Here is a 23,442-nt window from a genome sequence, read left to right on the forward strand (position 1 = left end):
CCCACCTCGGCCCGGCCCGGCGCGGCGCGCCCCGAACGGAGTGCGTCAGGGGCGTCGGTGGACTACGACGCCGGCCAGGCCGGGGCCTACGTGGGCGGCCACCACAGCGCCGATCTCGGTGATGTAGCAGTCGCGCAGGCGGTCGGACAGGCGCATGGCCACGGCGTCGGCCAGGGCGGTGGCTCGGTCGGCGGCCTGCAGGTGGTGCACGGCGATGTCGACCTCGCCGTCGCCACCGGCCTCCACGGCCAGGTCGACCAGGCGGGCCAGGGCCCGGCCGGCGGTGCGGACCCGGTCGCGCACGACGATCGCGCCGTCGACCACGTGCAGGATCGGCTTCACCGACAGGGCCGTACCCAGCAGGGCCGAGGCGGCGCCGATCCGGCCGCCCCTTCGCAGGAACTCCAGCGTGTCCACGTAGAAGAGAGTGCTCACCCGGGCGGCGTGGTCGGCGGCTGCCGCCCGTACGGCATCGAGGTCTTGACCCTCCCGGGCGGCCGCGGCGGCCGCCAGCGCGGCGAACCCCAGGCCCATGCCGGTGGTTTCGCTGTCGACCACCCGGACCCGGTCGCCGACCTCGGCCGCCGCCAGGCCGGCCGCCTCGAACGTGCCGGACAGCTTCGCGGACAGGTGGACCGAGACGATGCCGTCGGCGCCCGCGTCCAGCAGGCGGCGGTAGGCCTCGACGAACTGGGACGGGGCGGGCCGGGACGTGCTCACCGTGGAACGGCGGGCGTTCAGCGCCCGAGCCACCTCGGCCGGCTGGATCTGGAGGCCCTCGAGCCCTTCGGCGCCGTTGATCACCACGGTGAGGGGGACGACGGTCAGGTCATACGAGCCGCTCAGTTCGGCGGGCAGGTACGCGGTGGAGTCGGTGACGACCGCGACGGGCATGCGGGCACGTTAACCGATCGGCGCCCGCACGACCGCACGGGAGCCGATCAAGCCCAAAGATCAAGCCCGAAAGAAGAAGGATCAGGCCGGCGTCACCGAGGTCACGATGAAGGGGATGCCCTGCTGGCAGGTGGACATCATGGTCGGCTCGGAGCGCCCGGTCAGCGTGACCTTCTTGCCCACGCCGACGTCGGCCCGCATCGCGGCGTCGTCGAAGACCAGCAGATGGGAACCCTTGCCGTCCTGCAGCAGCAGGCAGTTCGGTTCGACCCCGGCCTCGACGGTGCCGGTGATGGTCTGGGCCCCGGTCGCGGTGGGTGCGCTCGGTTCCGCGGTGGGTGCCGAGGAGGGAAGCGACGACGCCGGCAGCGAGGAAGCCGGGGCGGCCGAGTCGATGGGGGAATCCTGGTTGGCGCAGCCGGCGAGGCAAAGCATCAGGGCCAGGGCGGCGGCGACGCGTCGGGTCAACATGATGGTTGGACGCTACCGGATCAAGCGAGGTTCCTCAGTACGGCCTAAACCGGCGGCGGAACCGGACGATCGGTGAACGGCCCGACGTTGTATGCCGCCACCTGCCAACCCCGCTCCCGCGAGTGGGTCAACTCGACCCAGTGACAGTTCTGCAGCGCCCGCAGTGTGCGCAACTGCTCCAGCGGCCATTCGAGCAGGTGTCCGATGCCCTGCCGAGCGGCCGCACCGTGAGTGGTCACCACCACGGTGCCGCCCGGCGGGGCGAGCCCGGCGGCGGCGTGCAACGCCTCGGAGACCCGTTTCCCCAGGTCGGCCAGGGACTCGACGTCACCGCCGACCTCCTGACCGGAGGTCCACCGGGTGTGCTGGTCGGGGTAGAGCTCGGCCACCTCGGGCATGGTGAGGCCCTGCCACGCGCCGAAATACCGCTCGCGGAGCCGTTTGTCGTAGCTGATCGACAGGCCGCTGAGCGCGGCCAGGGCCGCGGCGGTGTCGGAAGCGCGGTGCAGGTCGCTGGAGACGATCGCGTCGGGCTTCATCTTGATGAGCAGTTCGGCGGCGTCGACCGCCTGCTGGCGGCCCAGCGCGTTCAGCGGCACGTCGGTCTGGCCCTGGACGCGATGGTTCGCGTTCCAGTCGGTGTTGCCGTGCCGCCAAACGATGAGCCGACTCACGACGCGTCGGCCTCGACCATGTCACGGTCGACGAACGGGATGGACGGGCAGTCTTTCCACAGCTTGTCGAGGGCGTAGAACTCCCGCTCCTCGGCGTGCTGCACGTGCACCACGATGTCGACGTAGTCGAGAAGCACCCACCGGCCCTGGCGCTCGCCCTCGCGGCGCACGGGCTTTGCCTTCTCCGGCAGGTTGACCAGGGCTTCCTCGATCGCGTCGACGATAGAAGCGACCTGTCGCTCGTTCGACGCCGAGGCGATCACGAAAGCATCGGTGATGTAGAGCTGCTCGGCCACGTCGATGACGACGATGTCCTGAGCCTTCTTGTCGGCGGCGGCCTGAGCGGCCGTCATCGCCAGTTCAAGAGCGCGTTCGGTGACGGGCAAGAGCGTCCCCTCGGTCGGTGTTCCAGTCCTACAAGCCTCTCACACCGGTGTGACATTCCCCGACCCCCGATAGAGGCCCCGCTTGTTGATGTACTGCACAACACCATCGGGCACCAGGTACCAGACCGGTTCACCGCCGGCCACCCGGGCCCGGCAGGCGGACGACGAGATGGCCATGGCCGGAACCGACACGAGGGTGACCGAGTCGGCCGGCAGGTGGTCGCCGGTGAGTTCGAAGCCGGGCCGGGTGACGCCGACGAAGTGCGCCATGGTCAGCATCTCCAGCGCGTCCTTCCAGCCCAGGATGCGGGAGAGCGCGTCCGCCCCGGTGATGAAGTACAGCTGGGTGTCGGGACCGTAGATGGCCCGCATGTCCCGCAGCGTGTCGACGGTGTAGGTGGGGCCGTCCCGGTCGACGTCAGCCCGGCTGACGTGGAAGCGCGGGTTGGACGCGGTGGCGATCACCGTCATCAGGTAGCGATCCTCGGCCGGCGACACCTTGCCCTTCTCGTAGGGCTGGCCGGTGGGCACGAAGACGACCTCGTCGAGATCGAAGCGGGCCTGCACCTCGCTGGCCGCCACGAGGTGGCCGTGGTGGATCGGATCGAAGGTCCCACCCATGATCCCGATCCGGCGCATCCGCAAAATATAGATCAGTCGTCCAGCCGTTTACGGACCGCCGTGAGCAGGTCGTCCGCGGTGAACGGCTTCTCCAGCAGCGCCACCCCCGGGTCGAGCGTCCCCTGCGAGTGCAGCACCGGCTGGGCGTACCCGGACATGTAGAGCACCCGGGTGTCCGGCCGGATCGAGACCAGCCGCTCGGCGAGTTCCTTGCCCAGCATCCCCGGCATCACAACGTCGCTGACCAGCAAGTCGATGCTGCCCTCGTGCCCGGCGGCCAGCTCCAGCGCGGCCGCCCCGCACTCCGCCGCGAGCACCCGGTAACCGGCCCCGGAGAGGATCCGCCCGGCCACGTCCCGCAGCGCCGCCTCGTCCTCGACCACGAGCAGGGTCTCCCCGCGCGCGGGCGCGGGCGCCGAGGTCACCGACTTATCCAGAGAATCCGATAAATCAGAAGAAACAGGCAGGAGTACGGTCACCGTGGTACCCACGCCGGGTGACGAGGCGATACTGACCTCGCCTCCGGCCTGCGTGATGATCCCGTACACGGTGGCGAGCCCCAGCCCGGTGCCGGCCCCGCTCCCCTTCGTGGTGAAGAACGGCTCGAAGGCCCGTTCGACCACCTCGGGCGACATCCCCGTACCGGAATCACCGACCCGCAGCCGCACCTGCTCCCCGTGCCGCCCGGTGTCGATCACCAGATCCCCGCCGCCCGGCATCGCGTCCCGCGCGTTGAGCGCCAGATTGACCAGCACCTGCGAGATCTGCCCCGGGTCACAGACCACGGGCGGGAGCTCCTCCCCGGGCCGGACGATCAGGTTGATGTGCTCCCCGAGCGAGCGGCGCAGCATCTCCTCGACCTCGCCGATCGCCGCGTTGAGGTCGAGCACCTGCGGCCGCACGACCTCGCGCCGGGCGAAGGCGAGCAGCTGGTGGGTGAGATCGGTCCCGCGCTTGCCGGCCTGCACGACCTGCTGGGCGTCGGCCACGATGGCCGACATGTCCGGGCTTTCCGAGGACGCTTCCTCGATCACGAAGCTCGCGTAGTTGACGATCACGCCGAGCATGTTGTTGAAGTCGTGCGCGACCCCGCCGGCCAGCTGCCCGAGGCTCTCCAGGCGCTGGCTGCGGTGCACGTGCGCCTCCGCCCGCAGCCGGGCCTTCTCCTGCTCGGCGCGGGCGCGCTCGGTGAGGTCCCGGACCACCGCGACGGCGAATCGGCCCTGCTGGGTGTCGACGATCGAGACCGAGGACTCGACCGGGATCTCCGTGCCGTCCCGGCGCCGGACGGTGGCGGTGACCGCCCCGATCGGCCCGGGACGGCCCTCGTCGATCTTCCGCCGGCGCTCCGGAAGCATCATCCGGGCGTCCTCGGTGAGGAGCATGTCGATGGACTTGCCGACGAGCTCGTCGCGCGACCAGCCGTACAGCTCCACGGCTCGGTCGTTGACGAGCAGAATGGTGTGCCCGTCCAGGACCAGGATCGCGTCCGGGGCGGCCTGCAGCAGACCGCCGACCAGTTCCTCGGACCACTCCACCAACGAAGGCTAGCGAAGCTATCGATCCCAAAACGCGAGAATTGCCCTAAAAGCGAGCCTCCACTGCCCGGCGCATGTCGTCGTCGGCGTCCTGCACGACGCGGCGGAGAATCGGATCAAGATCTTCGCGGGACAACAGCTCGGCGGCCAGCCGCCGGGTCTCCGCGCCAACCGCCAGTTCCGGGTACGCGTACCCGGCCGTACGCTCCGCGCTCATCCCGCCCCGCACCCGCATCATCGCCGGCATCTCGGCGAAGTAGCGCGGCACGTACGGCGCCAGCAGATCGAGCTGCTCGGGATGCCAGAACCCGGACGCGGTCATCTCGACCAGCCGGTTGGACAGCGAAACGTCGGACACGATCGCCTGCCAGGCGGCGGCCTTCGCGTCCGGGGTGGGCACCGCGGCCCGGCATCGGGCGGCCCACTGGGCTCCGGTGGCACTGCGGTCCCGGGCGAACTCCTCATCGATCTCGGCGGTCCCGGCCGCGTCCAGCACGACCAGCCGGTAGAGGATCAGCCAGCGCAGGTCGGCGTCGATGGCCAGCCCGTCCGGTACGCCCTCGCCGTCCAGCCAGCCCCGCAGCCGCCCGCTCTGGTTCGTGGCGCCGATCAGGCCCCGGGCCGCGGCCAGCTGGCGGGACCCGCCCGGCTCCGAGACGGCGAGCAACCGGTCGGCCGCCTGGGCGACGAGTTCGAGCGCGGCCGGCCGGGTCTCCGGTGTCGAGTAGCGGTCGACCAGGCTGCGGGTGGCCCGCAGCACGTCCTCCACGATCACCACCTCGGACTCCACCGGCAGCGCGGTCAGCACCAGCGTGACCAGCTCGGCGACCGGCCGTTCCCCGTCGACCACGGCGTCCAGCGTGGCGGCCCACAGCACGGCCCGGGCGAGCGAGTCGGAGATCAGCGGCAGGACGGTGGAGACGGCCGCGGTGGACGCATCGTCCAGGCGGATCTTGGCGTAGGTGAGGTCGCCGTCGTTGAGCACCACGAGGTCGGCGGCGGGCTCGGCATCCAGGGCCGGCACTGCCGTGACCGCGGCCGCCTCCACCTCGACCGGCAGGAGGGAGCGCCGCACCACGGTGCCGTCCGCACCACGGTCGTACAGTCCGATGCCGATCTTGTGCGGCCGCAGCGTCGGGTAGTCGGCGGGCGCGGTCTGTTCCACCCGGGCCGGCGACAGCTCCAGGCGCAGCGTGTTGACCTGCGCCCGGCGCAGCCACACCTCGGCCCAGCCGGACAGGTCCCGCCCGCTCGCCTTGGCCAGCGCACCGAGCAGGTCGGCGAGCGTGGCGTTGCCGTAGGCGTGGGCCGTGAAGTGCTCGTTCAGCCCGGCCAGGAAAGCCTCGTCGCCGACAAACGCGACCAGCTGCTTGAGGGTGGCGGCGCCCTTGGCGTACGAGATGCCGTCGAAGTTGAGCAGTGCCTGTTCGGTGTCGCGCACCTCGACCGGGGCGACCGGATGGGTGGACGGGTGCTGGTCGGCGCGCAGTCCCCAGGCCTTGCGCTGCATCGCGAACGTGGTCCAGGTGCCGGTGAAGCGGGTGGCCTCGCCCGCGACGCGGGTCCCCAAGTACTCCGCGAACGACTCGTTCAGCCACAGGTCGTCCCACCAGGCCATGGTGACCAGGTCGCCGAACCACATGTGGGCCATCTCGTGCGCGATGACGTTGGCCCGGCTCTCCCGCTGACTGTCGGTGACCGCCGAGCGGTAGATCATCTCGTCCCGGAAGACGACCAGCCCGGGGTACTCCATGGCGCCGAAGTTGAACTCGGGCGCGAACGCCTGCTGGTAGTGCCCGAAGGGGTACCGGATCTCGAACATCTCGTGATAGCGGTCGAGACACTGCTTGGTGATCGTGAACAGCTCCTCGGCCTGGCGGTCGAGATGCTCGGCGAGGGCGGCCCGCACGTAGAGCGCCAGCGGGATGCCGTCGTGGGAGTCGGTCACCGCGTGGAACGGCCCGGCGAACAGCGAGGCGAGATAGGTGGAGATCGGCTTGGTGGCCGCGAACCGCCACTCGCCGGCCGAGGAGGAGACCAGCTCGCCGTTGGTGGCGACCTTCCAGTCGGCGGGTGCGCTGACCGACACCTGCCAGGACGCCTTCAGGTCGGGCTGGTCGAAGCAGGGCAGCACCCGGCCGCCGTTGTTGATGAACAGGTGCTGGTAGAGGTAGACGTTCCCGTCGGCCGGGTCGGTGTAGCGGTGCAGACCCTCGCCGTCGTTCGAGTAACGCATGGTCGCCTCGACGACCAGCTCGTTCTCCTCGGCGAGGTCGGCCAGGGTCAACCGGCCGCCCGAAACCGACAAGGACGGCACCGGTGACCCGTTCAGCGTCATCGACGATACGACTACCGGCTCGAACTCGAGGAAGGTCGACGAGCCCGGCCGCGCCCCGAAGCGCACCACCGCCCGCGAGCCGAAGGTCTCCCCGGCGGCGGTGACGTCGAGGTGCACCTCGTACGAATGGACGTCGATGATGGCGGCCCGGGCGGTGGCCTCGGAGCGGGTCAGCGGCATGACGACCATCATGCCCGTCCGTCCCGTTCGACACGCCGCCGCCTCGCGGTAGCATCGAGTCGTGCGCGCTACGAACCTGTGCTGGTGGCTGCCCTGACGGGCGGCTCACCCACGCGCGCATGACCTCATCCGCGGCCGCCCCCTCCGGGCGGCCGTTTCGCATGTCACGGCCGATCTCCGGCGGGGGTGCCCACCCCGTACGGAAGGAATCTCGCCATGATCAAGCGACTCACCGGCTTTCAGCCGACCGGAAACCTGCACCTCGGCAACCTGCTGGGCGCGATGCGCCCGCTGGTCGAGGCGCAGTCGACGACCGACTCGATCGCCATGATCGCCGACCTGCACGCGCTGACCATGGAGCATGATCCGGCCGCGGTGCGAGCGAACACGCTCGAGGTGGCCACCCTACTGCTGGCCGCCGGCGTCGACCCGCGGCGCACCGCGATCATCGCGAACTCGCAGGTCCCCGAGCACACCGAGCTGCACTACCTGCTGGAATGCACGGCCGCCTTCGGCGAGGCGGCCCGCATGATCCAGTTCAAGGAGAAATCGGCGGGCGGCGGGCCGGTGCGGCTGAGCCTGCTCACCTACCCGGTGCTGATGGCCGCCGACATCCTGGTGCACGGCGCCGAGCAGGTGCCGGTCGGTGACGATCAGAGCCAGCACCTGGAACTGGCCCGCACGCTCGCGCTACGGTTCAACGCACGCTACGGGGAGACCTTCACCGTGCCCGAGGGCATCCGCCCCGAGTCGGCCGCCCGGATCATGGACCTGTCCGATCCGGTCCGGAAGATGAGCAAGAGCGCCCCGTCGCCGGCCGGCCGGATCGCGCTGCTCGACCCGCCCGAGACGATCCGCAAGGTTATCTCGCGTGCGGTCACCGACACCGCGGGCGTCGTCCGGCACGATCCGGAGAACCAGCCGGGCGTCAGCAATCTGCTGGCCATCCTGGCCGCCTGCACCGATGAGAAGCCCGGCGAGTTCACGTCCTACGGCGCGCTGAAACGCGAGGTCACAGACGCGGTAGTCGCGCTGCTCGATCCGATCCGCGCCCGATATGCGGAGCTGGACCCCGGCTACGTCCGCGAGATCCTGGCGGAGGGCCGGACCCGGGTGCGGCCTGCGGCGCTTGCGACGGTACGCCGTACAAAAGTTGCGATCGGGCTACTGGACTAACGCGGCCAGCCGCTTCTCGAAGCACACGCTGTAGGGGTTGCCCACGTACGGCCCGTACGCCGGGATCTGGTGATACCCCGACGACTGGTAGAGAGCGATCGCCGCGGGCAGGTAACTGCCGGTCTCCAGCCGGATGACCGGCCGGTCCGCGGCGAGCGCCTCCTCCTCGATCGCGACGATCATCTGGCGGGCGATGCCCCGGCCGCGGAAGGCCGGCCGCACGTACATCCGCTTCAGCTCGACCACCCCGGGCTCCGTGGCCTGCCAGGCGGCGCAGGCCACGGCCCGGTAGTCGACCACGGCCACTATGTACGCAGCGTCATCGTCGGGGACGAACACCGTGGTGTTCATCCCCCCGTCGATCTCCCGTATCTCCCGCTGCTGGGCCGTGACCAGGGCACCAAGTTCCGGATCCAGGGCGGGACGGGATTCGATCAGCACGACGGTGACTCTAAGCGAGCACAGTTTCCGGAGGGTTGCGACAAGCTGGACGACGCCCTATTCGCCGGTGTCGTCCTCATCGTCGGAGTCGGTGACCAGCACCGGCCGCTGCGCGTTCGCGAGCGTGGTGACCGTGCCGTCCGGCGCCATGTGCAGCAGTTCGTCGTCGGAGCGCACCCGGCGTGCCTTGCGGGCGGCGAGCCGCTGGGACGCACTGGCCCGGTGGCTCTCCTCCTCGAGGCGGGCGTCGGTGCCGCGCGGACCGGAGACGAACTCGCCCGCGTTGGGCTGCCAGTCGAACTCCATGACGCCGATCCGCACCGGGTCCCCGGCCTTCGCGCCCTTCTTGCCCAGCTCGGCCTCGACCCCGACCCGCTCGAGACGGTCGGCCAGGTAGCCCACGGCCTCGTCGTTGTCGAAGTTGGTCTGCTTGATCCAGCGCTCGACCTGGGCGCCGCGCACCACGAACACGCCCTCTTCGTCCTGCTCGATGGTGAAGCCGGTCTCGTCGACCGCGCGGGGACGCACCACGACCCGGGTGGGTTCCGGCTCGGGCGTGGCCAGCCGGTGCTCGGCGACCGTGGCCGCGAGAGCGTAGACCAGCTCCTTGAGCCCTTCCCGGGTGATCGCGCTGACCTCGAACACCCGGAAACCGCGGGCCTCCAGGTCGGGGCGGACCATCTCGGCCAGGTCCCGGCCGTCCGGGATGTCGATTTTGTTGAGCACCACCAGGCGCGGCCGGTCCTCGAGACCGCCGTACGCCGAGAGCTCGGCCTCGATCGCGTCCAGGTCGGCCAGCGGGTCCCGGTCGATCTCCGGCGTCGCCGCGTCGAGCACGTGCACCAGCACCGAGGTGCGCTCGATGTGCCGCAGGAACTGCATGCCGAGGCCCTTGCCGGTGGCCGCACCCGGGATCAGGCCGGGCACGTCGGCCACCGTGAACGTCTGGTCGCCGGCCTGCACCACACCCAGGTTGGGCACGAGCGTGGTGAACGGGTAGTCGGCGATCTTGGGCTTGGCCGCGGAGATCACCGAGATGAGCGACGACTTGCCCGCCGACGGGAAGCCGACCAGGCCCACGTCGGCCACGCTCTTGAGCTCGAGCACCACGTCGATCCGGTCGCCGGGCTCACCCAGCTCGGCGAAACCGGGCACCTTGCGCCGGGTGTTGGCCAGCGAGGCGTTGCCCCGCCCGCCGCGGCCACCGCGGGCCACCTCGAAGGTGGCGCCGGCGCCGACCAGGTCGGCCAGCACCTCGCCGTTCTCGCCGTGCACGACGGTGCCGGGCGGCACCGGCACGGTCAGGTCCTTGCCGTTGGCGCCGTCCCGGTTCGCGCCCGCGCCGCTGACGCCGTTGGACGCCTTGATGTGTGGGTGGAAGTGGAAGTCGAGCAGCGTGTGCTGCTGCGGGTCGACGACGAGCGTGATGCCGCCACCGTGCCCGCCGTTGCCGCCGTCGGGACCGCCGAGCGGCTTGAATTTCTCCCGGCGTACCGAGACGCAGCCGTGCCCGCCGTCACCCGCCTGCAGGTGCAGCACGACCCGATCGACGAACGTGGTCACTTGCTCAACTCCCTAAACACAACAGCGGGCCGCGGACCCCGAGGGGTCCGTGGCCCGCTGTAGGAAAAAACTACTCCGAGACCGGAACGATGCTGACGGTCTTGCGACCACGGTTCTTGCCGAACAGCACGTTGCCGTGGGCCAGCGCGAACAGCGTGTCGTCGCCGCCCCGGCCGACCAGGTCGCCCGGGTGGAACTTCGTGCCACGCTGGCGGATCAGGATCTCGCCGGCGTTGACCAGCTGGCCACCGAACCGCTTGACGCCGAGCCGCTGGGCGGCGGAGTCACGGCCGTTGCGCGAGCTGGACGCACCTTTTTTGTGAGCCATGAGTGATCCGCCCCTACTTCCCGCTCTTGATGCCGGTGACCTTGATCTTGGTCAGAGGCTGACGGTGCCCCTGGCGCTTGTGGTAACCGGTCTTGTTCTTGAACTTGTGGATCCGGATCTTCGGACCCTTGGTGTGCTCGGCGATCTCGCCGGACACCGTAACGTTGGCAAGCTTGGCCGCGTCGGTCACCAGGTTGTCACCGTCGACGAGGAGGACTGCGGCGAGCGTGAGCGCATCGCCGGGCACGCCCGCGAGCTTCTCGACCTCGATCACGTCGCCCTCGGCAACCTTGTACTGCTTGCCGCCGGTCTTGACGATCGCGTACATCGGACGCGGACTCCCTGAGACTTACGCAGCGAAGACCGCTGCTTGGCGGATGGTGCTGATCCCGAGATATGTCACCGGGGTACGGCGCATGAAAAGCGCCGTCGGCAAGCGTACTTCATGTGACGCGCCGATCCCAAACCGGCCCCTCAGCTCTTTCCGCAGGCCTTGTCCAGGGTAGCGGTGATCTCGGACATCTTGTCTGCGTTGATCTTCGTGACGTCACCCTTGAGCACCTGGACCTTCTTGCTCATCTGGGTCAGAGCACCCTTGAGCGCCTTGTCGTCGGCCAGCTTCGCCATGTCGGCGAGCGCGTCCGAGAAGTTCGACACGTCCCGGTCGAGCTTCTCCTTGGCCGCGCTCTTGGCCGCCGCGTCCTTGCTCGCGTTGTCGATCTGGAGCTTGAGGTCGGCGATGAAGGTTTGACCGAAGCTGGTGCTGGTCCGCTCGGCCTGGGCGCAGATCGCCTTGGTGTTGCCGGAGAGCGCCTTGTCACCGGCCGCCGCCACGGAGGGATCGACCGCGGCGGGAGCCGCTCCGGAGGAGCCACCGACGGCCGGGGTCGCGCCGCCCGCGGCGGTTTCGTCACCGCCGGAGCAGCCGGCGGCCAGGAAGGGCAGAACCATCAGGAATGCGAGGCGTCGCATCGGAGTCTCGGTCTCCTCGGGGGAAGGGTGATCGAACCCCGCGAGGGTAGCGGACTCCACGGCGGCGAGCGGTTCAGTAGTTAACTTTCTTTACCGAACCGCTCCCGCCGTCGGAAGCTACGGACGTGTACGCCGCCGGGCTCCCCCGCGCCGCGACCGTCGCCGGCCCGCGCCGGCGCCCACCGGCTCGTCGTCCTCGTCCTCGTCGTCCTCATCGTCGGCCGCGTCCGGGTCGTCCGTCCCGGTCAGCCGCAGCGGCTCGACCGGCTCCGGCGTCTCGTAGCGGGACAGGTCGTAACCGCTGATGTCGTACTCCTCGGCCGGTTCGGCCGCGGTCGGCGCCGACTGGCCCACCGACACGATGCCCGAACCGACAACGCCCGAACCGACAACGCCCGAACCGACAACGCCCGAACCGACGACCGGCGGCAGGTCGGCCGCGATGGCGACCGGGTTCTCGGCGAGCGGCTCCAGCGGAGCGATGGGCTCCCCGTCAACCTCCGTCGCCTCGATGGCGAGGGCGGCCTCGACCGCGGCGGCCTCGGTGGCACCACGACGCCGGCGCGACCGCGACGACGTCGGCTGCTGCTGCACCGCCGGCGGCTGCTCGGTCCGGGTGGCCGCGGCGACAGCCTTCACCTGGGTGCCGGCCGCGTTGCCGCTGCCGTTGCCACCGCCGCCGTTGCCCCGCTTCTCCGGCACCGGCTCGGTGTGGATCAGCACGCCCCGGCCCTTGCAGTGGTCACAGGTCTCGCTGAACGCCTCGAGCAGACCCGACCCGATCCGCTTCCGGGTCATCTGCACCAGGCCGAGCGAGGTGATCTCGGTGACCTGGTGCTTGGTGCGGTCCCGGCCCAGGCACTCGGTGAGCCGCCGCAGCACCAGCTCGCGGTTGCTCTCCAGCACCATGTCGATGAAGTCGATGACCACGATGCCGCCGAGGTCGCGCAGCCGCAGCTGCCGGACGATCTCCTCGGCCGCCTCGAGGTTGTTCCGGGTGACCGTCTCCTCGAGGTTGCCGCCGGCACCGGTGTACTTACCGGTGTTGACGTCGACGACGGTCATCGCCTCGGTGCGGTCGATCACCAGGTGGCCGCCCGAGGGCAGGAACACCTTGCGGTCGAGACCCTTGAGGATCTGCTCGTCGATCCGCTTGTCGGCGAAGACGTCGGCCACCCCGGTGTACCGGTGCAGGCGCTCGACCAGGTCCGGCGACACCGAGTTGAGGTAGTCCTCCACCTCGGCGTACGCCTGCTCGCCCTGCACGATCAGCTCGCGGAAGTCTTCGTTGAAGAGGTCCCGGACCACCCGGATGACCAGGTCGGGCTCCTCGGAGAGGGCGACCGGCGCGTGGCCTTCGGCCGACTTGCGCTGGATGTCCTCCCACTGGGCCTGCAGGCGCTTGACGTCGCGGGCCAGCTCGTCCTCGCTGGCGCCCTCGGCCGCCGTCCGGACGATCACCCCGGCGCCGTCCGGCACCAGCTTCTTCAGGACGTCCCGCAGGCGCTTGCGCTCGGTGTCGGGCAGCTTGCGGCTGATCCCGGAGGCGTTGCCGTTGGGCACGTAGACCAGGTGCCGGCCGGAGAGCGCGATGTGGCTGGACAGCCGGGCGCCCTTGTGCCCGATCGGGTCCTTGGTCACCTGCACCAGCACCGAGTCGCCGGACTTGAGCGCCTGCTCGATCGAGCGGGAGCGGCCCTCCAGACCGGTGGCGTCCCAGTTGACCTCGCCGGCGTAGAGCACCGCGTTGCGGCCGCGGCCGACGTCGACGAAGGCCGCTTCCATGCTCGGCAGGACGTTCTGCACCTTGCCGAGATAGACGTTGCCGACCATGGTGCCGGAGGTGGCCCGGGCCACGTAGTGCTCGACCAGCACGCCGTCTTCCAGCACGGCGATCTGGAGGCGGTCCGGCTTCTGCCGGACGACCATGACCCGGTCGACCGCCTCGCGGCGGGCCAGGAACTCCGACTCGCTCAGGATCGGCGGCCGGGTGCGGCGCTGCTCGCGGCCGTCCCGGCGGCGCTGGCGCTTGGCCTCGAGCCGGGTCGAACCGGAGACGCCCTGCACCTCGTCGGAGGTGCGGCGGGGCTCACGCACCCGCACGACGGTGTGCACGCCGTCCTCGATGCCACCGGTCTCGGCGTCACCGCTGGAACCCTTGCGGCGCCGGCGCCGTCGGCGGCGGGTGACGCCGTCACCCTCCTCGGCCTCGTCCTCACCGTCCTCGGACTCCTCCTCGGCGGAGGACTCGACCGGCTCCTCGCCCTCGGCGTACTCGTCGCCGTCCTCGGCCGGGCCCTTGCCGCGACCACGGCCGCGGCGGCCACGCCGGCGGCGGCGCCGCGCGGCGGACAGCTCGTCCTCGGACTCGTCCTCGATGCCCTCTTCGACGTCGTCGGCGCTCTCGTCGACCTCGTCGACGAGAGGCTCGGCGACCGCGGCGACGGCCTCGACCGGCTCGGCGATCTCCTCGGCCGGACCGCGCCGGCGGCGCCGGCTGCGGCGGGAACCCTCGGCCTCGGCGGCTGCGGGCTCGGCGGGCAGGTCGGCGACGGCGGCCTCGGTCTCCGAGACCTCCGGCTCGACGGGCGTGATGGTCGCCGGGCGCCGCGAGCGGCGGCCGGCGGTGACCGGCGCGGGCTCCTCGGTGGCTTCCGGCGGCATGAAGAGTACGGCGGGAGGCAGTGCCGCCCGGCGGCTGCGCCGTGCGGGCTTCTCCTCCTCGACGAAGTCGTCATCGAGCGGCAGCACGCCGGCGATCGGCGCCTGCTCCTCGACGACCGGCTCGTCCTCGGCCACCGGTTCCTCGGCCGCGATCAGCTCGGCCACCGGCACTTCGACGGGTGCCGCCTCGACGGGCTCGGGTGCGGCGGCAGCCGGCACGGCCTTCTTGCGCCGGGCTCGGGTCGCCTTTACCGGAGCCTCGACCGGGGCCGTCTCCGCGTCCTCGGCCGTTGGCGCGGCCGGGGCAGCGGGTTCGGCCGCCGGAGCGGTGGCCTTGCGCCGGCTGCGCGTTGCTTTCACCGGCTTGACCGGCGCGGCCTCGGCCTCGGCCACCGCGTCCTGAGACGCGGCGGCTTCGATCGCGGCACCCGGTTCGGCGGTCGCGCCCTCGGACGGCGCTTCCGCTGCCGGGGCGGCCGCCTTGCGGCGGGTTGTCCTCGTCCGGCGTGCAGGGGTGGTTGATGTGCTATCGGCGGTATCGGCGGGCGGTGTAACCGCTCCGTCCAATTCACCGCCCTGTGGCTCGTTATCGAGCATGGGCGCTCTCCAGTTCTGGCGACCCCGGGCGCGTGTGAGCGCTGCCACGCAGGATCGCCGCAAGTATTTCGGTCCCGGCCGTTGGTCGGACGGGCGTCCGAAGTCTGCCGACGGACGCCGGCTGTGGTGCAGCCGACGACCTCCGATGGATCAATCCTCGCGATCCGCGTCCAACGGATCGACGATCTCCCCCTGAGCGGTGAGCGTGCCCTGGGCCAGCCGGGTCACCCTGGGGGGCACCGGCGGCTCCAGGCCAGCTACTACACGCAGGCCGGAAAGGACGTCATCGGGTCGCACGGCGGGCGTTACCTGTCGTACGACAAGGTCGATTATCGCACACGGTGCGCCGTCCGCCCCGGAAGGTAGGTCGGACTCCCCGTCCAACCGCCCCGCCACCGCCCCTGACCTGCCTAAAGACTGATCCGTCACAGAGATGTGGGTCACCGCGACACGGGCGTCGAAGGACCGCCGGCCCTGCTTGGTCATGCGCTCAACCAGTACTTCCTCGGCGTCGAGGAAGCTTTTGACCGCGGCGGCGGCCACCGCCGGATCGACCGTCGGCAGTTCCAGCCGCCACCGCGAGGCGTCGATCCGGTCGGCGAGGCTGCCCTCGCCGGCCACGACCGCCTCCAGGACGTCGAGGCCGGGCGACAGGGCGGCGTCCAGGGCCAGCCGCAGCTGCTCCGGGTCGACCTCGGCCTGCAGGCCGATCTCCAGGTACTCCGCCTCGCTCCCGACGCCGGTGGGCGCCGCACTCGCGTACGAGATCTTGGGGTGTGGGGTGAAGCCCTGGGAGAACGCGATCGGCGCGCCGGCCCGGCGCAGCGCCCGCTCGAAGGCGCGGGCGAAGTCGCGGTGCGACGTGAAGCGCAGGGGCCCGCGCTTGGCGTACCGGAGGCGGATGCGCTGGACGACCGGCGCCTGGCCGCCCACCGGCTGATTCTTGGGGGGAATGTCCTTCTCCTAGGCCGGGACCCGCAGGTTGTTGACCGGGGTCAGGGGAAGCAGCTTCTTACCGGTGGGCCCGATCTGGATCTCGGTGTCCATCGACGGGCAGACGCCGCAGTCGAAGCACGGGGTCCAGCGGCAGTCGTCCTGCTCGTACTCGCTGAGCGAGTCCTGCCAGTCCTGCCAGAGCCAGTCCTTGTCGAGGCCGGAGTCGAGGTGGTCCCAGGGGAGAACCTCGGCCTGCTCACGTTCGCGGGTGGTAAACCAGTCGATGTCGACGCCGAACTGCGGCAGCGTCTCGGCGGCCGCCTCGACCCAGCGGGCGTACGAGAAGTGCTCGCTCCACCCGTCGAAACGTCCGCCTTTTTCCCAGACACGCCGGATCACTGCCCCGACGCGACGATCGCCCCGGGAAAGCAGGCCCTCGATCAGCGACGGTTCGCCGTCGTGGTAGCGGTAGCCGATCGCCCGGCCCAGCGACCGGTCGCTGTTGATGACGTCCTTGAGCATCTTGAGCCGGGCGTCGATCACCTCGGGCCGCACCATCGGCGCCCACTGGAACGGGGTGTGCGGCTTGGGCACGAACCCGCCGATCGACACCGTGCAGCGGATGTCCTTGGTGCCGGCCGCGATGCGACCGGCCTTGATCACCTCGTGCGCCATCCGGCCGATCTGCGCCACGTCGTCATCGGTCTCGGTGGGCAGGCCGCACATGAAGTAGAGCTTCACCTGCCGCCAGCCGTTCGAGTACGCCGTGACGACCGTCCGGATCAGGTCCTCCTCGGTCACCATCTTGTTGATGACCTTGCGGATGCGCTCGGAGCCACCCTCGGGCGCGAAGGTGAGGCCGGTCCGGCGCCCGTTCTTCGACAGCTCCTGGGCCAGGTCGATGTTGAACGCGTCCACCCGGGTCGACGGCAGGGACAGCGAGACGTTGGTGCCCGCGTACTGCTCGGCGAGGCCGGAGCACATGTCGCCGATCTCGGAGTGGTCGGCCGAGGAGAGCGACAGCAGGCCGACCTCGGAGAAGCCGGAGAACTCCAGACCCTCCCGCACCATCTGGCCCACCGTGGTGATCGACCGCTCCCGCACCGGGCGAGTGATCATGCCGGCCTGGCAGAACCGGCAACCCCGGGTGCAGCCCCGGAAGATCTCCACCGCGTACCGCTCGTGGACCGTCTCGGCCAGCGGGACCAGCGGCTTCTTCGGGTACGGCCAGGCGTCGAGATCCATCGTCGTGCGCTTGGAGACCCGGAACGGCACGTCCGGGCGGTTCGGCACGATCCGCTGGATCCGGCCGTCGGGCAGGTAGTCGACGTCGTAGAAACGCGGCACGTAGATGCTCTCGGTGCGAGCCAGGCGCAGCAGCAGCTCGTCGCGCCCGCCGGGGCGGCCCTCGGCCTTCCACTCCCGGATGATGCCGGTGATCTCGAGGACGGCTTCCTCACCGTCGCCGAGCACGGCGGCGTCGATGAAGTCGGCGATCGGCTCCGGGTTGAAGCTCGCGTGGCCGCCGGCCAGCACGATCGGGTCGTCGATCGTGCGGTCCTTGCTCTCCAGCGGGATGCCGGCCAGGTCCAGCGCGCTGAACATGTTGGTGTAGCCGAGCTCGGTGGAGAACGAGATGCCGAGAACGTCGAAGTCGCGCACCGGGCGGTGTGCGTCGACGGTGAACTGGGGCACGCCGTGCTCACGCATCAGGGCCTCGAGATCGGGCCAGACGGCGTAGGTCCGCTCGGCGAGCACATCCGGCTGCTCGTTGAGCACCTCGTAGAGGATTTGGACACCCTGGTTGGGCAGGCCGACCTCGTAGGCGTCCGGGTACATCAGCGCCCAGCGGACGGTGGTGGCGTCCCAATCCTTGACGACGGCGCCCAGCTCGCCACCCACGTACTGGATTGGTTTGCTGATCCGGGGGAGCAGCTGTTCGAGCTGTGGGAAGACCGAGCGAGCACTCATGGAAGTCCAGGGTACTTGGGCCCTATTTCAGTTCGGCCGCCGCCCGCTCCAAGTCCGTGGTCAGCACATCTTCGCGAAAGGCACAGAGCTGCAGGGTCATCCGGGCCGCGCCGCGTTCCCCCACCACCAGACGGGTCCGGGTGCCGTGCACCAGCAGGTCACCGACCAGCGCGTCGAGCAGCCGCACCCCGGCGCTGTCCAGGAACGAGACCGTGGTGAGGTCGATCAGCACCTTGCCGGCCTCGGTGATCCGGCCGACGATCGCCTTCCCGATCTCGCCGGCGTTGGCCAGGTCGATCTCGCCGGTCAGGCTGACCAGCTCCGCGTCGCCGAACCTGGAAAAAGACACCCACTGGTCGGTCAAGGGTCAGTCCTCCCGGCTGCGGCGCATGATGACGGTGGTGCCGTCGGTCCGGTCGAAGAGCACCTGGTCCATCGACTCGCGAATCAGCTGCAGCCCGCGGCCGCGCGCCACGTCGGTCACCGCGCCGCGCCAGGTCCCCCGGTCGGTGACCCGCACCTCGACCGCCTCGGCGGTCACCGTGGCCACCACGTCGATCATGCCGAACGGGTCGTCCCGGTAACCGTGCTCGATCGCGTTGGCCACCGCCTCCGAGCAGGCCAGCAGCACCGCGTCCCGGCATTCCGCCTCGACCCCGTGGGCGACCAGCCAGGCACGCAGCTCGGACCGTAACTGGGCGATCTGCATCCGGTCGGCGCCGAGGGAGCGCTCGATCCGCTCCTCGTTGCCCAGCGACAGGCAGAGCAGGCAGACGTCGTCCGCGTGATCGCGGCCCACCAGCAGGTCGGCCAGCGCGGTGGTCAGTCCGGGCAGCGGCGCGTCCCGCCGCCGGCCGAACTCGCGGGCCAGCAACTCGAAGCCCTTGTCGATCGGCCGGGTGCGCCGCTCGATCAGCCCGTCGGTGTAGAGCAGGAGGCGACTGCCGGCCGGCAGCGGCAGCCGCTGCTCGGTGCGCCGGATGTCACCCGCCCGGGAGCCGAGCGGCGCGGAGCGCGCCTGCAGCAGGAACTCCGGGAGGCCGACCGGCGACTGCAGCAGCGGCGGGAGGTGCCCGGCGCAGGAGTACACGAGCTCGCCGGTGACCAGGTCGACCTCCGCGTACGCCACCGTCGCCATCCGGGCCGTCTCGACCCGGTCGACGAACCGGTCCAGCCCCTCCAGCAGCCGGGCCGGGCCGACCTCGTCGCCGGCCAGCGCCCGGATCGCGCTGCGCAGCTGGCCCATCGTGGTGGCCGCGTCGATGCCCCGGCCGACCACGTCGCCGACCGCGATGGCCAGCCGATCCTTATTGATCATGAAGGCGTCGAACCAGTCGCCGCCGACCTCCAGGTCCTGCCCGGCGGCCTGGTAGTGGGTCTCCACCGCGAACCGGGCGTCGCCCCTCGGCAGGTCGGCCGCGAGCAGGCTGCGCTGCAGCGTGCGGGCGGTCTCCCGCTCCTGCTCGTAGAGCCGGGCGTTCTCCAGCGCCATGCCGGCCCGGTCGGCCAGATCGATCAGGAAGGAGCGCTCGGCCGCGGCACCCCGGCGGTCCGGTGCCATCCGCATCGACAGCGTGCCGAGCACCCGGCCGCGGGCGGTCAGCGGCAGCACCACACACCCGAGCGGGTCACCCGGCTCCGGGAAGATCGGCACGCTCGCCATGGTCGCTCGCTGCTCGGCCGACTCCAGCAGGGCGGCGTCGGGGACCGGGCCACCGGACTCCTCGCGGATGCCGTTGCCGATCGACAACTGCAGCAGCGCCCAGTCGGCGATCTCCGGCACCACCCGGTCGACCAGCCGGCGGGCCCGGGGCAGCAGGCGGTGCAGCTCGTCGAGCGTACGGGTGGTCTCGCCGAGAAAGGCGGTCCGCTCCTCGCGACGGCGGGCGTCGTCGTACAGCCGGGCGCGGTCGAGCGCCTGGCCGGCCTGCTGACCGAGCAGCCGCACCACCCGCAGCTCGTTGTCGCCGAGCTTGCGCTCGCCGGTGAAGCTGAACGCCAGCACGCCGAGGGTCTCGGGGCCGGCCCGGTCGTCGGATCCGCCGGTGGTCAGCGGCAGCAGCACCACCGTGTTGCGGCCCGACTTGAGCATGTTGTCGACCAGGTCGGGGAAGTGTTTCCGGGCCTCGGCGACCGAGCCGACCACGTGCAGGTCGCCGCGCTCGGCCACCCGGGCCACCGCGCGCGGCGAGGACCGCGGCATGTCGTCCCAGTTGCCGGTGGTCGGATCGGTCGAGGAGACCGCGATGATCAGGTCGCGTTCGGGATCGACCAGATAGATGCTGCTGCTCGCGGCGCCGAAGGCCGGCTCGGGCGCACGCACCACCGCCTCGGCGACCTCGGCCTCGGTGGGTGCCGCCGCCAGGTTGGCCACGATCTCCTGGAGCACCTGGACGCGACGTTCGGAGTCTTCCGCGCGGCGCCGGGCGTGCAGCAGCTCGTTCTCGTAGCTGCGCCGCTCGGTGGCGTTGAAGATCGTGGTGCGGATCGCCCGCGGCTCCTTGGCCGGCCCGCGGGCCAGCACCGAGTTGACCAGGGTGGGCAGCGTGGTGTTGTCCGCGCAGACCACCTCGAAGGCCATCTCGTGCACCTCGTCCTGCATGCGCAGCAGCGGGGCGTAGTGGGTCTCGTGGTAGATCTGCCCGCCGGAGCCGAGCAGGTCCCGGAAGCGGCGGTGCCCCACCAGCTCGGCCCGGGTGTACCCGGTCCAGACCAGGAACGTCTGGTTGACCTTCACGATGGTGCCGTCCGGGAGCGTGGTCAGATACCCGCACGGCGCGTGCTCGTACAGGTCATCCGGGTCATCGTCCCAGGGCAGCCGCAACTCCTGGGTCACGTCCGGCCCACCAGAATCACTCACGTTCCGCTCTACGTTCCGTGTTCTACAGCCAGGACTTGATCGCGTCGATCGTTTCTTCCGGGGCGCTGAGGTTGGGACAGTGCCCGGTCGCATTCATATACACCATCGTGCTGCCCGCGGTGTGTTTGTGGACGTAGTCGCCGACGAAGGTCGGTGCGATCACATCATCCGTGCATTGCAGGATCAAGGACGGAGTACGGAGTTTCAGCAGATCGTCGCGATTGTCGGAAAGGAAGGCAACGCGCGCGAACTTCTTGGCGATCTCCGGATCCGTACGGCAGAAGCTGTTGGTCAGCTCGTCGCCGAGCTCGGGCCGCTCGGGGTTGCCCATGATGACCGGGGCCATCTGACTGGACCAGCCGAGGTAGTTGCTGTCCAGCGACTCGAGCAGGGAATCGATGTCCGAGTGGTTGAAGCCACCGACGTAGTCGTCGCCCGGCTCGTTGATGTAGCGCGGCGACGGCCCGATGAGAACCAGCTTGGCGAAGCGCTCCGGCTCCTTGATCGCGGCGATCACGCCCATCATCGCGCTCACCGAGTGGCCGACGAAGACCACGTCCCACAGATCGTTCTCGTGCAGGATCTCGAGAATGTCGTCGGCGTAACCGTCGAGGGTGGAGTGACGTTGATCGTCGTAGGCCGATAGGTCGGACTTGCCGTTGCCTACGTGGTCGAACAGGACAAGCCGATACGTGTCCGCGAAGGCCGGAGCGACGAGGCGCCACATGTTCTGGTCGCAGCCATACCCATGAGCGAACACCATCGGCTGACCGAGGTCATTCCCGGTCAAAGTGACGGCGTTTCTCTGTGTCGTTCTCATGTCTCGGTAACCATACGGCTCCAGCCCGTCCCGCACATCGCCCCGGTTGTCCGGCAATCGCGCCGGGAATCCGGAAACACACTGTTCCTGATTGCTGGCGCAGCGCATCTAACCTGGCTTCGAAGGCCGGTGCACCGGCAGCGAAGGAGATCGACCGATGGGCGACAACCGGCCGGGCGAAACTGACCCGACCCGCATCGAGAGCGGTGCGGAGCCGTCGACGGTGGACGCCCCGGCACGATGGAGCGGATCGGCGGTCGTGCCGCCGCCCATCCCGAAGAAGTCGCGGTGGGCTCGCAAGCGGCCGGAGCCGGACGAGCGGGCCGCCATCCCGGCCGTCGATCCGTGGGCCGGCCAGGACACACCCTGGGACCCTTTCCCCGCCGTACCGGAAATCGCCGAGACCGATCCGACCAAGCCGGACCCGGCGGTGGTCCTGCCGTCGACCCGCATCGAGCCGCCGCCGACCGCCGCTCCCCCGCCGGCGCCCGCGCCCGCGGCGGCGCCGGCGGCGCAGGCGCCGCGACCGCCCGCGCCGCCGAAACTCGGCCGCCGCGAGCGCAAGGCCCGCGAGCGGGCCGACCAGGCGGCCCTGGCCGCCGCTCAGGCCGCCGCCGCCCGCGCCGCGCAGGCCCAGGCCGCCCGCCCGCCGGTGAACCGCCTGCCGGTGCAGAGCCGGCCGGCGACGCCGGCCCTTCCGCCCACCCCGCCGTGGGCGGCGCGCCCGCCGCAGCGACCGCTGCCCCCGCCGCGCCGCAAGCGCCGCTGGGGACGCCGGCTGGCCCTGCTCACCGTGCTCGGCGTGCTCTGCTGCTGCGGCCTGCCGTTCGCCTATTTCCAGTTCCCGGCGGCGCGGCAATATCCGGTGACCGCCAAGCTGCCGAACGCCGTCTCCGACCTGGAGCTGCGCGACGACAACGCCAGCAAGCGCGCCGCCGACCGGCTCGCCGAGCAGCTCCGGGCGAACGCGACGGACGGCACCCCGTTCGCCGGTGTCTACGGCGACAGCCGCGGCAAGCGGGTCACGGTCTTCGGCGTGACCGGCTGGCGGTTCACCCCGAAGTCGGACGTGCAGGCGCAGCTGGACAACCTGACCGATCAGCTGCACCTGTCCCAGGTGCAGTCGTTCGACCTGGGCGAGACCGGCGCGCACGAGAGCTGCGGCACCGGCCGGGTGGACGGCACGTCGGTGGTGGTGTGCGCGTGGGCCGACCACGGCAGCCTGGCCACCGTGCTGCTGACCCGCCGCTCGATCGCCGACAGCGCCGAGCTGGTCAGCAGCCTGCGCAGCGCGGTGCTGACCCCGGGTTAGGAGGCGGCCGGCTTGGCCGGGGCGTACCGCGGGACGTACTCCTGGCCGGTCAGCCGCTGGATCTCGCCCATCACCTCGTCGGTCAGCGCCCGCAGCGAGGTGCGGTCGTCGGCCCGGCCGGTGGTGTCGATCGGCTTGCCGAACTTCACCGTGATCTTGCCGCGGAACGGCATCGGGTACGGCTGGCCGATCGGCTGCACCTTGTCGGTGCCGAGCATGCCGACCGGGATGATCGGGACGCCGGCCGCGACGGCGAGCCGGGCCACGCCGGTGCGGCCGCGGTAGAGCTTGCCGTCGGGCGAGCGGGTGCCCTCGGGGTAGACGACCACGCAGTCGCCCGCCTTGAGCACCGGGATGGCGCCGTCGAACGCGGCCAGCGCGTCCCGGCCGCCGGCCCGCTGGACCCGGATCGCGCCGAGGCCGTTGAGCAGGTTGCGGGTGAACCAGCCACCGAGGCCGGTGCCGTCGAAGTATTCAGCCTTGGCCCAGAAGGCCAGGTGCCGGGGCACGACCGCGCCGAGGAACAGCTCGTCGGCGACCGAGAGGTGGTTGCCCGCGAAGATCGCGCCACCGGTGCGGGGTACGAACTCGAGGCCCTCGACGCGCGGACGCCAGCCGAGCGACAGAATGTTGCCGACGGTGACTTTGCCGATGGAGTAGAGCAGCGGCAACTTGGGGATCCTCCGGTGCGGGGTGGTGC

General features: G+C 70.6%; 21 protein-coding genes. 2 read left to right on the forward strand and 19 right to left on the reverse strand.

Annotated elements, in window-relative coordinates:
- Positions 1–45 precede the first annotated feature (45 nt).
- The 7 genes from Ato02nite_RS49510 to pepN all read right to left on the reverse strand — a co-directional run bounded on the left by Ato02nite_RS49510 (position 46) and on the right by pepN (position 7,102).
- On the reverse strand, positions 46–894 hold the full coding sequence (locus Ato02nite_RS49510) for a DegV family protein (protein ID WP_213013710.1): 849 nt from the start codon (positions 892–894) through the stop codon (positions 46–48).
- An 81-nt stretch (positions 895–975) separates the two neighbouring features.
- Positions 976–1,365, reverse strand: coding sequence for a hypothetical protein (locus tag Ato02nite_RS49515; protein WP_246608229.1), 390 nt, complete (start codon positions 1,363–1,365; stop codon positions 976–978).
- Positions 1,366–1,409: 44 nt separating this feature from the next.
- Positions 1,410–2,039, reverse strand: coding sequence for a histidine phosphatase family protein (locus Ato02nite_RS49520; RefSeq protein WP_213013711.1), 630 nt, complete (start codon positions 2,037–2,039; stop codon positions 1,410–1,412).
- A complete protein-coding gene (rsfS, locus tag Ato02nite_RS49525) occupies positions 2,036–2,425 on the reverse strand; it encodes a ribosome silencing factor (protein ID WP_213013712.1) in 390 nt (129 codons plus the stop codon). The genes Ato02nite_RS49520 and rsfS overlap by 4 nt, the downstream gene beginning before the upstream one ends.
- Before the next feature lie 39 nt (positions 2,426–2,464).
- On the reverse strand, positions 2,465–3,064 hold the full coding sequence (gene nadD, locus Ato02nite_RS49530) for a nicotinate-nucleotide adenylyltransferase (RefSeq protein WP_213013713.1): 600 nt from the start codon (positions 3,062–3,064) through the stop codon (positions 2,465–2,467).
- 14 nt (positions 3,065–3,078) lie between these two features.
- Positions 3,079–4,584, reverse strand: coding sequence for a hybrid sensor histidine kinase/response regulator (locus tag Ato02nite_RS49535; protein WP_213013714.1), 1,506 nt, complete (start codon positions 4,582–4,584; stop codon positions 3,079–3,081).
- A gap of 46 nt (positions 4,585–4,630) precedes the next feature.
- Positions 4,631–7,102, reverse strand: coding sequence for an aminopeptidase N (gene pepN / locus Ato02nite_RS49540; protein ID WP_246608230.1), 2,472 nt, complete (start codon positions 7,100–7,102; stop codon positions 4,631–4,633).
- A 216-nt stretch (positions 7,103–7,318) separates the two neighbouring features.
- On the opposite strand from pepN, the gene trpS reads away from it, so the two are divergent.
- Positions 7,319–8,278, forward strand: coding sequence for a tryptophan--tRNA ligase (trpS, locus tag Ato02nite_RS49545; RefSeq protein ID WP_213013716.1), 960 nt, complete (start codon positions 7,319–7,321; stop codon positions 8,276–8,278).
- Here trpS and Ato02nite_RS49550 read toward each other — a convergent pair.
- The 11 genes from Ato02nite_RS49550 to Ato02nite_RS49600 all read right to left on the reverse strand — a co-directional run bounded on the left by Ato02nite_RS49550 (position 8,267) and on the right by Ato02nite_RS49600 (position 21,538).
- A complete protein-coding gene (locus Ato02nite_RS49550) occupies positions 8,267–8,719 on the reverse strand; it encodes a GNAT family N-acetyltransferase (RefSeq protein ID WP_213013717.1) in 453 nt (150 codons plus the stop codon). The two genes, trpS and Ato02nite_RS49550, sit on opposite strands and share 12 nt — an antisense overlap.
- 57 nt (positions 8,720–8,776) lie before the next feature.
- Positions 8,777–10,282 (reverse strand): GTPase ObgE, encoded by a 1,506-nt coding sequence (gene obgE / locus Ato02nite_RS49555; RefSeq protein ID WP_213013718.1) that lies wholly within the window; start codon positions 10,280–10,282, stop codon positions 8,777–8,779.
- A 70-nt stretch (positions 10,283–10,352) separates the two neighbouring features.
- Positions 10,353–10,610, reverse strand: a complete 258-nt coding sequence (gene rpmA / locus Ato02nite_RS49560) for a 50S ribosomal protein L27 (protein ID WP_203814247.1) — start codon at positions 10,608–10,610, stop codon at positions 10,353–10,355.
- A 13-nt stretch (positions 10,611–10,623) separates the two neighbouring features.
- The gene (gene rplU / locus Ato02nite_RS49565) at positions 10,624–10,938 is read right to left on the reverse strand and encodes a 50S ribosomal protein L21 (protein WP_203733915.1); all 315 of its coding nucleotides are present in this window, start codon (positions 10,936–10,938) and stop codon (positions 10,624–10,626) included.
- A gap of 146 nt (positions 10,939–11,084) precedes the next feature.
- The gene (locus Ato02nite_RS49570; RefSeq protein ID WP_213013719.1) at positions 11,085–11,582 is read right to left on the reverse strand and encodes a hypothetical protein; all 498 of its coding nucleotides are present in this window, start codon (positions 11,580–11,582) and stop codon (positions 11,085–11,087) included.
- 117 nt (positions 11,583–11,699) lie between these two features.
- Positions 11,700–14,843: an Rne/Rng family ribonuclease gene (locus tag Ato02nite_RS49575; RefSeq protein ID WP_213013720.1), complete on the reverse strand. Its 3,144-nt coding sequence runs from the start codon at positions 14,841–14,843 to the stop codon at positions 11,700–11,702.
- A gap of 150 nt (positions 14,844–14,993) precedes the next feature.
- Entirely contained in the window at positions 14,994–15,716 is a 723-nt protein-coding gene (locus Ato02nite_RS49580) for a TIGR03936 family radical SAM-associated protein (protein ID WP_246608238.1), read from the reverse strand.
- A 90-nt stretch (positions 15,717–15,806) separates the two neighbouring features.
- On the reverse strand, positions 15,807–17,750 hold the full coding sequence (locus tag Ato02nite_RS49585) for a TIGR03960 family B12-binding radical SAM protein (protein WP_213013722.1): 1,944 nt from the start codon (positions 17,748–17,750) through the stop codon (positions 15,807–15,809).
- A 22-nt stretch (positions 17,751–17,772) separates the two neighbouring features.
- Positions 17,773–18,099, reverse strand: coding sequence for an STAS domain-containing protein (locus Ato02nite_RS49590; protein WP_246608231.1), 327 nt, complete (start codon positions 18,097–18,099; stop codon positions 17,773–17,775).
- Between the two features lie 18 nt (positions 18,100–18,117).
- Complete coding sequence (locus Ato02nite_RS49595; protein ID WP_246608232.1) at positions 18,118–20,610, reverse strand: SpoIIE family protein phosphatase; 2,493 nt, start codon at positions 20,608–20,610, stop codon at positions 18,118–18,120.
- Positions 20,611–20,632: 22 nt separating this feature from the next.
- Positions 20,633–21,538 carry an alpha/beta fold hydrolase gene (locus Ato02nite_RS49600; RefSeq protein ID WP_307854334.1) on the reverse strand — a complete coding sequence of 302 codons (906 nt, stop codon included), beginning with the start codon at positions 21,536–21,538 and terminating at the stop codon, positions 20,633–20,635.
- A gap of 49 nt (positions 21,539–21,587) precedes the next feature.
- Here Ato02nite_RS49600 and Ato02nite_RS49605 point away from each other — a divergent pair, with 49 nt between their 5' ends.
- Positions 21,588–22,742 carry a hypothetical protein gene (locus tag Ato02nite_RS49605; RefSeq protein ID WP_213013724.1) on the forward strand — a complete coding sequence of 385 codons (1,155 nt, stop codon included), beginning with the start codon at positions 21,588–21,590 and terminating at the stop codon, positions 22,740–22,742.
- Here the strand turns inward: Ato02nite_RS49605 and Ato02nite_RS49610 are convergent.
- Entirely contained in the window at positions 22,739–23,413 is a 675-nt protein-coding gene (locus Ato02nite_RS49610) for a lysophospholipid acyltransferase family protein (protein ID WP_213013735.1), read from the reverse strand. The two genes, Ato02nite_RS49605 and Ato02nite_RS49610, sit on opposite strands and share 4 nt — an antisense overlap.
- Between the last annotated feature and the right edge of the window lie 29 nt (positions 23,414–23,442).

This window comes from Paractinoplanes toevensis, from assembly GCF_018332695.1.
GTDB lineage: Bacteria > Actinomycetota > Actinomycetes > Mycobacteriales > Micromonosporaceae > Actinoplanes > Actinoplanes toevensis.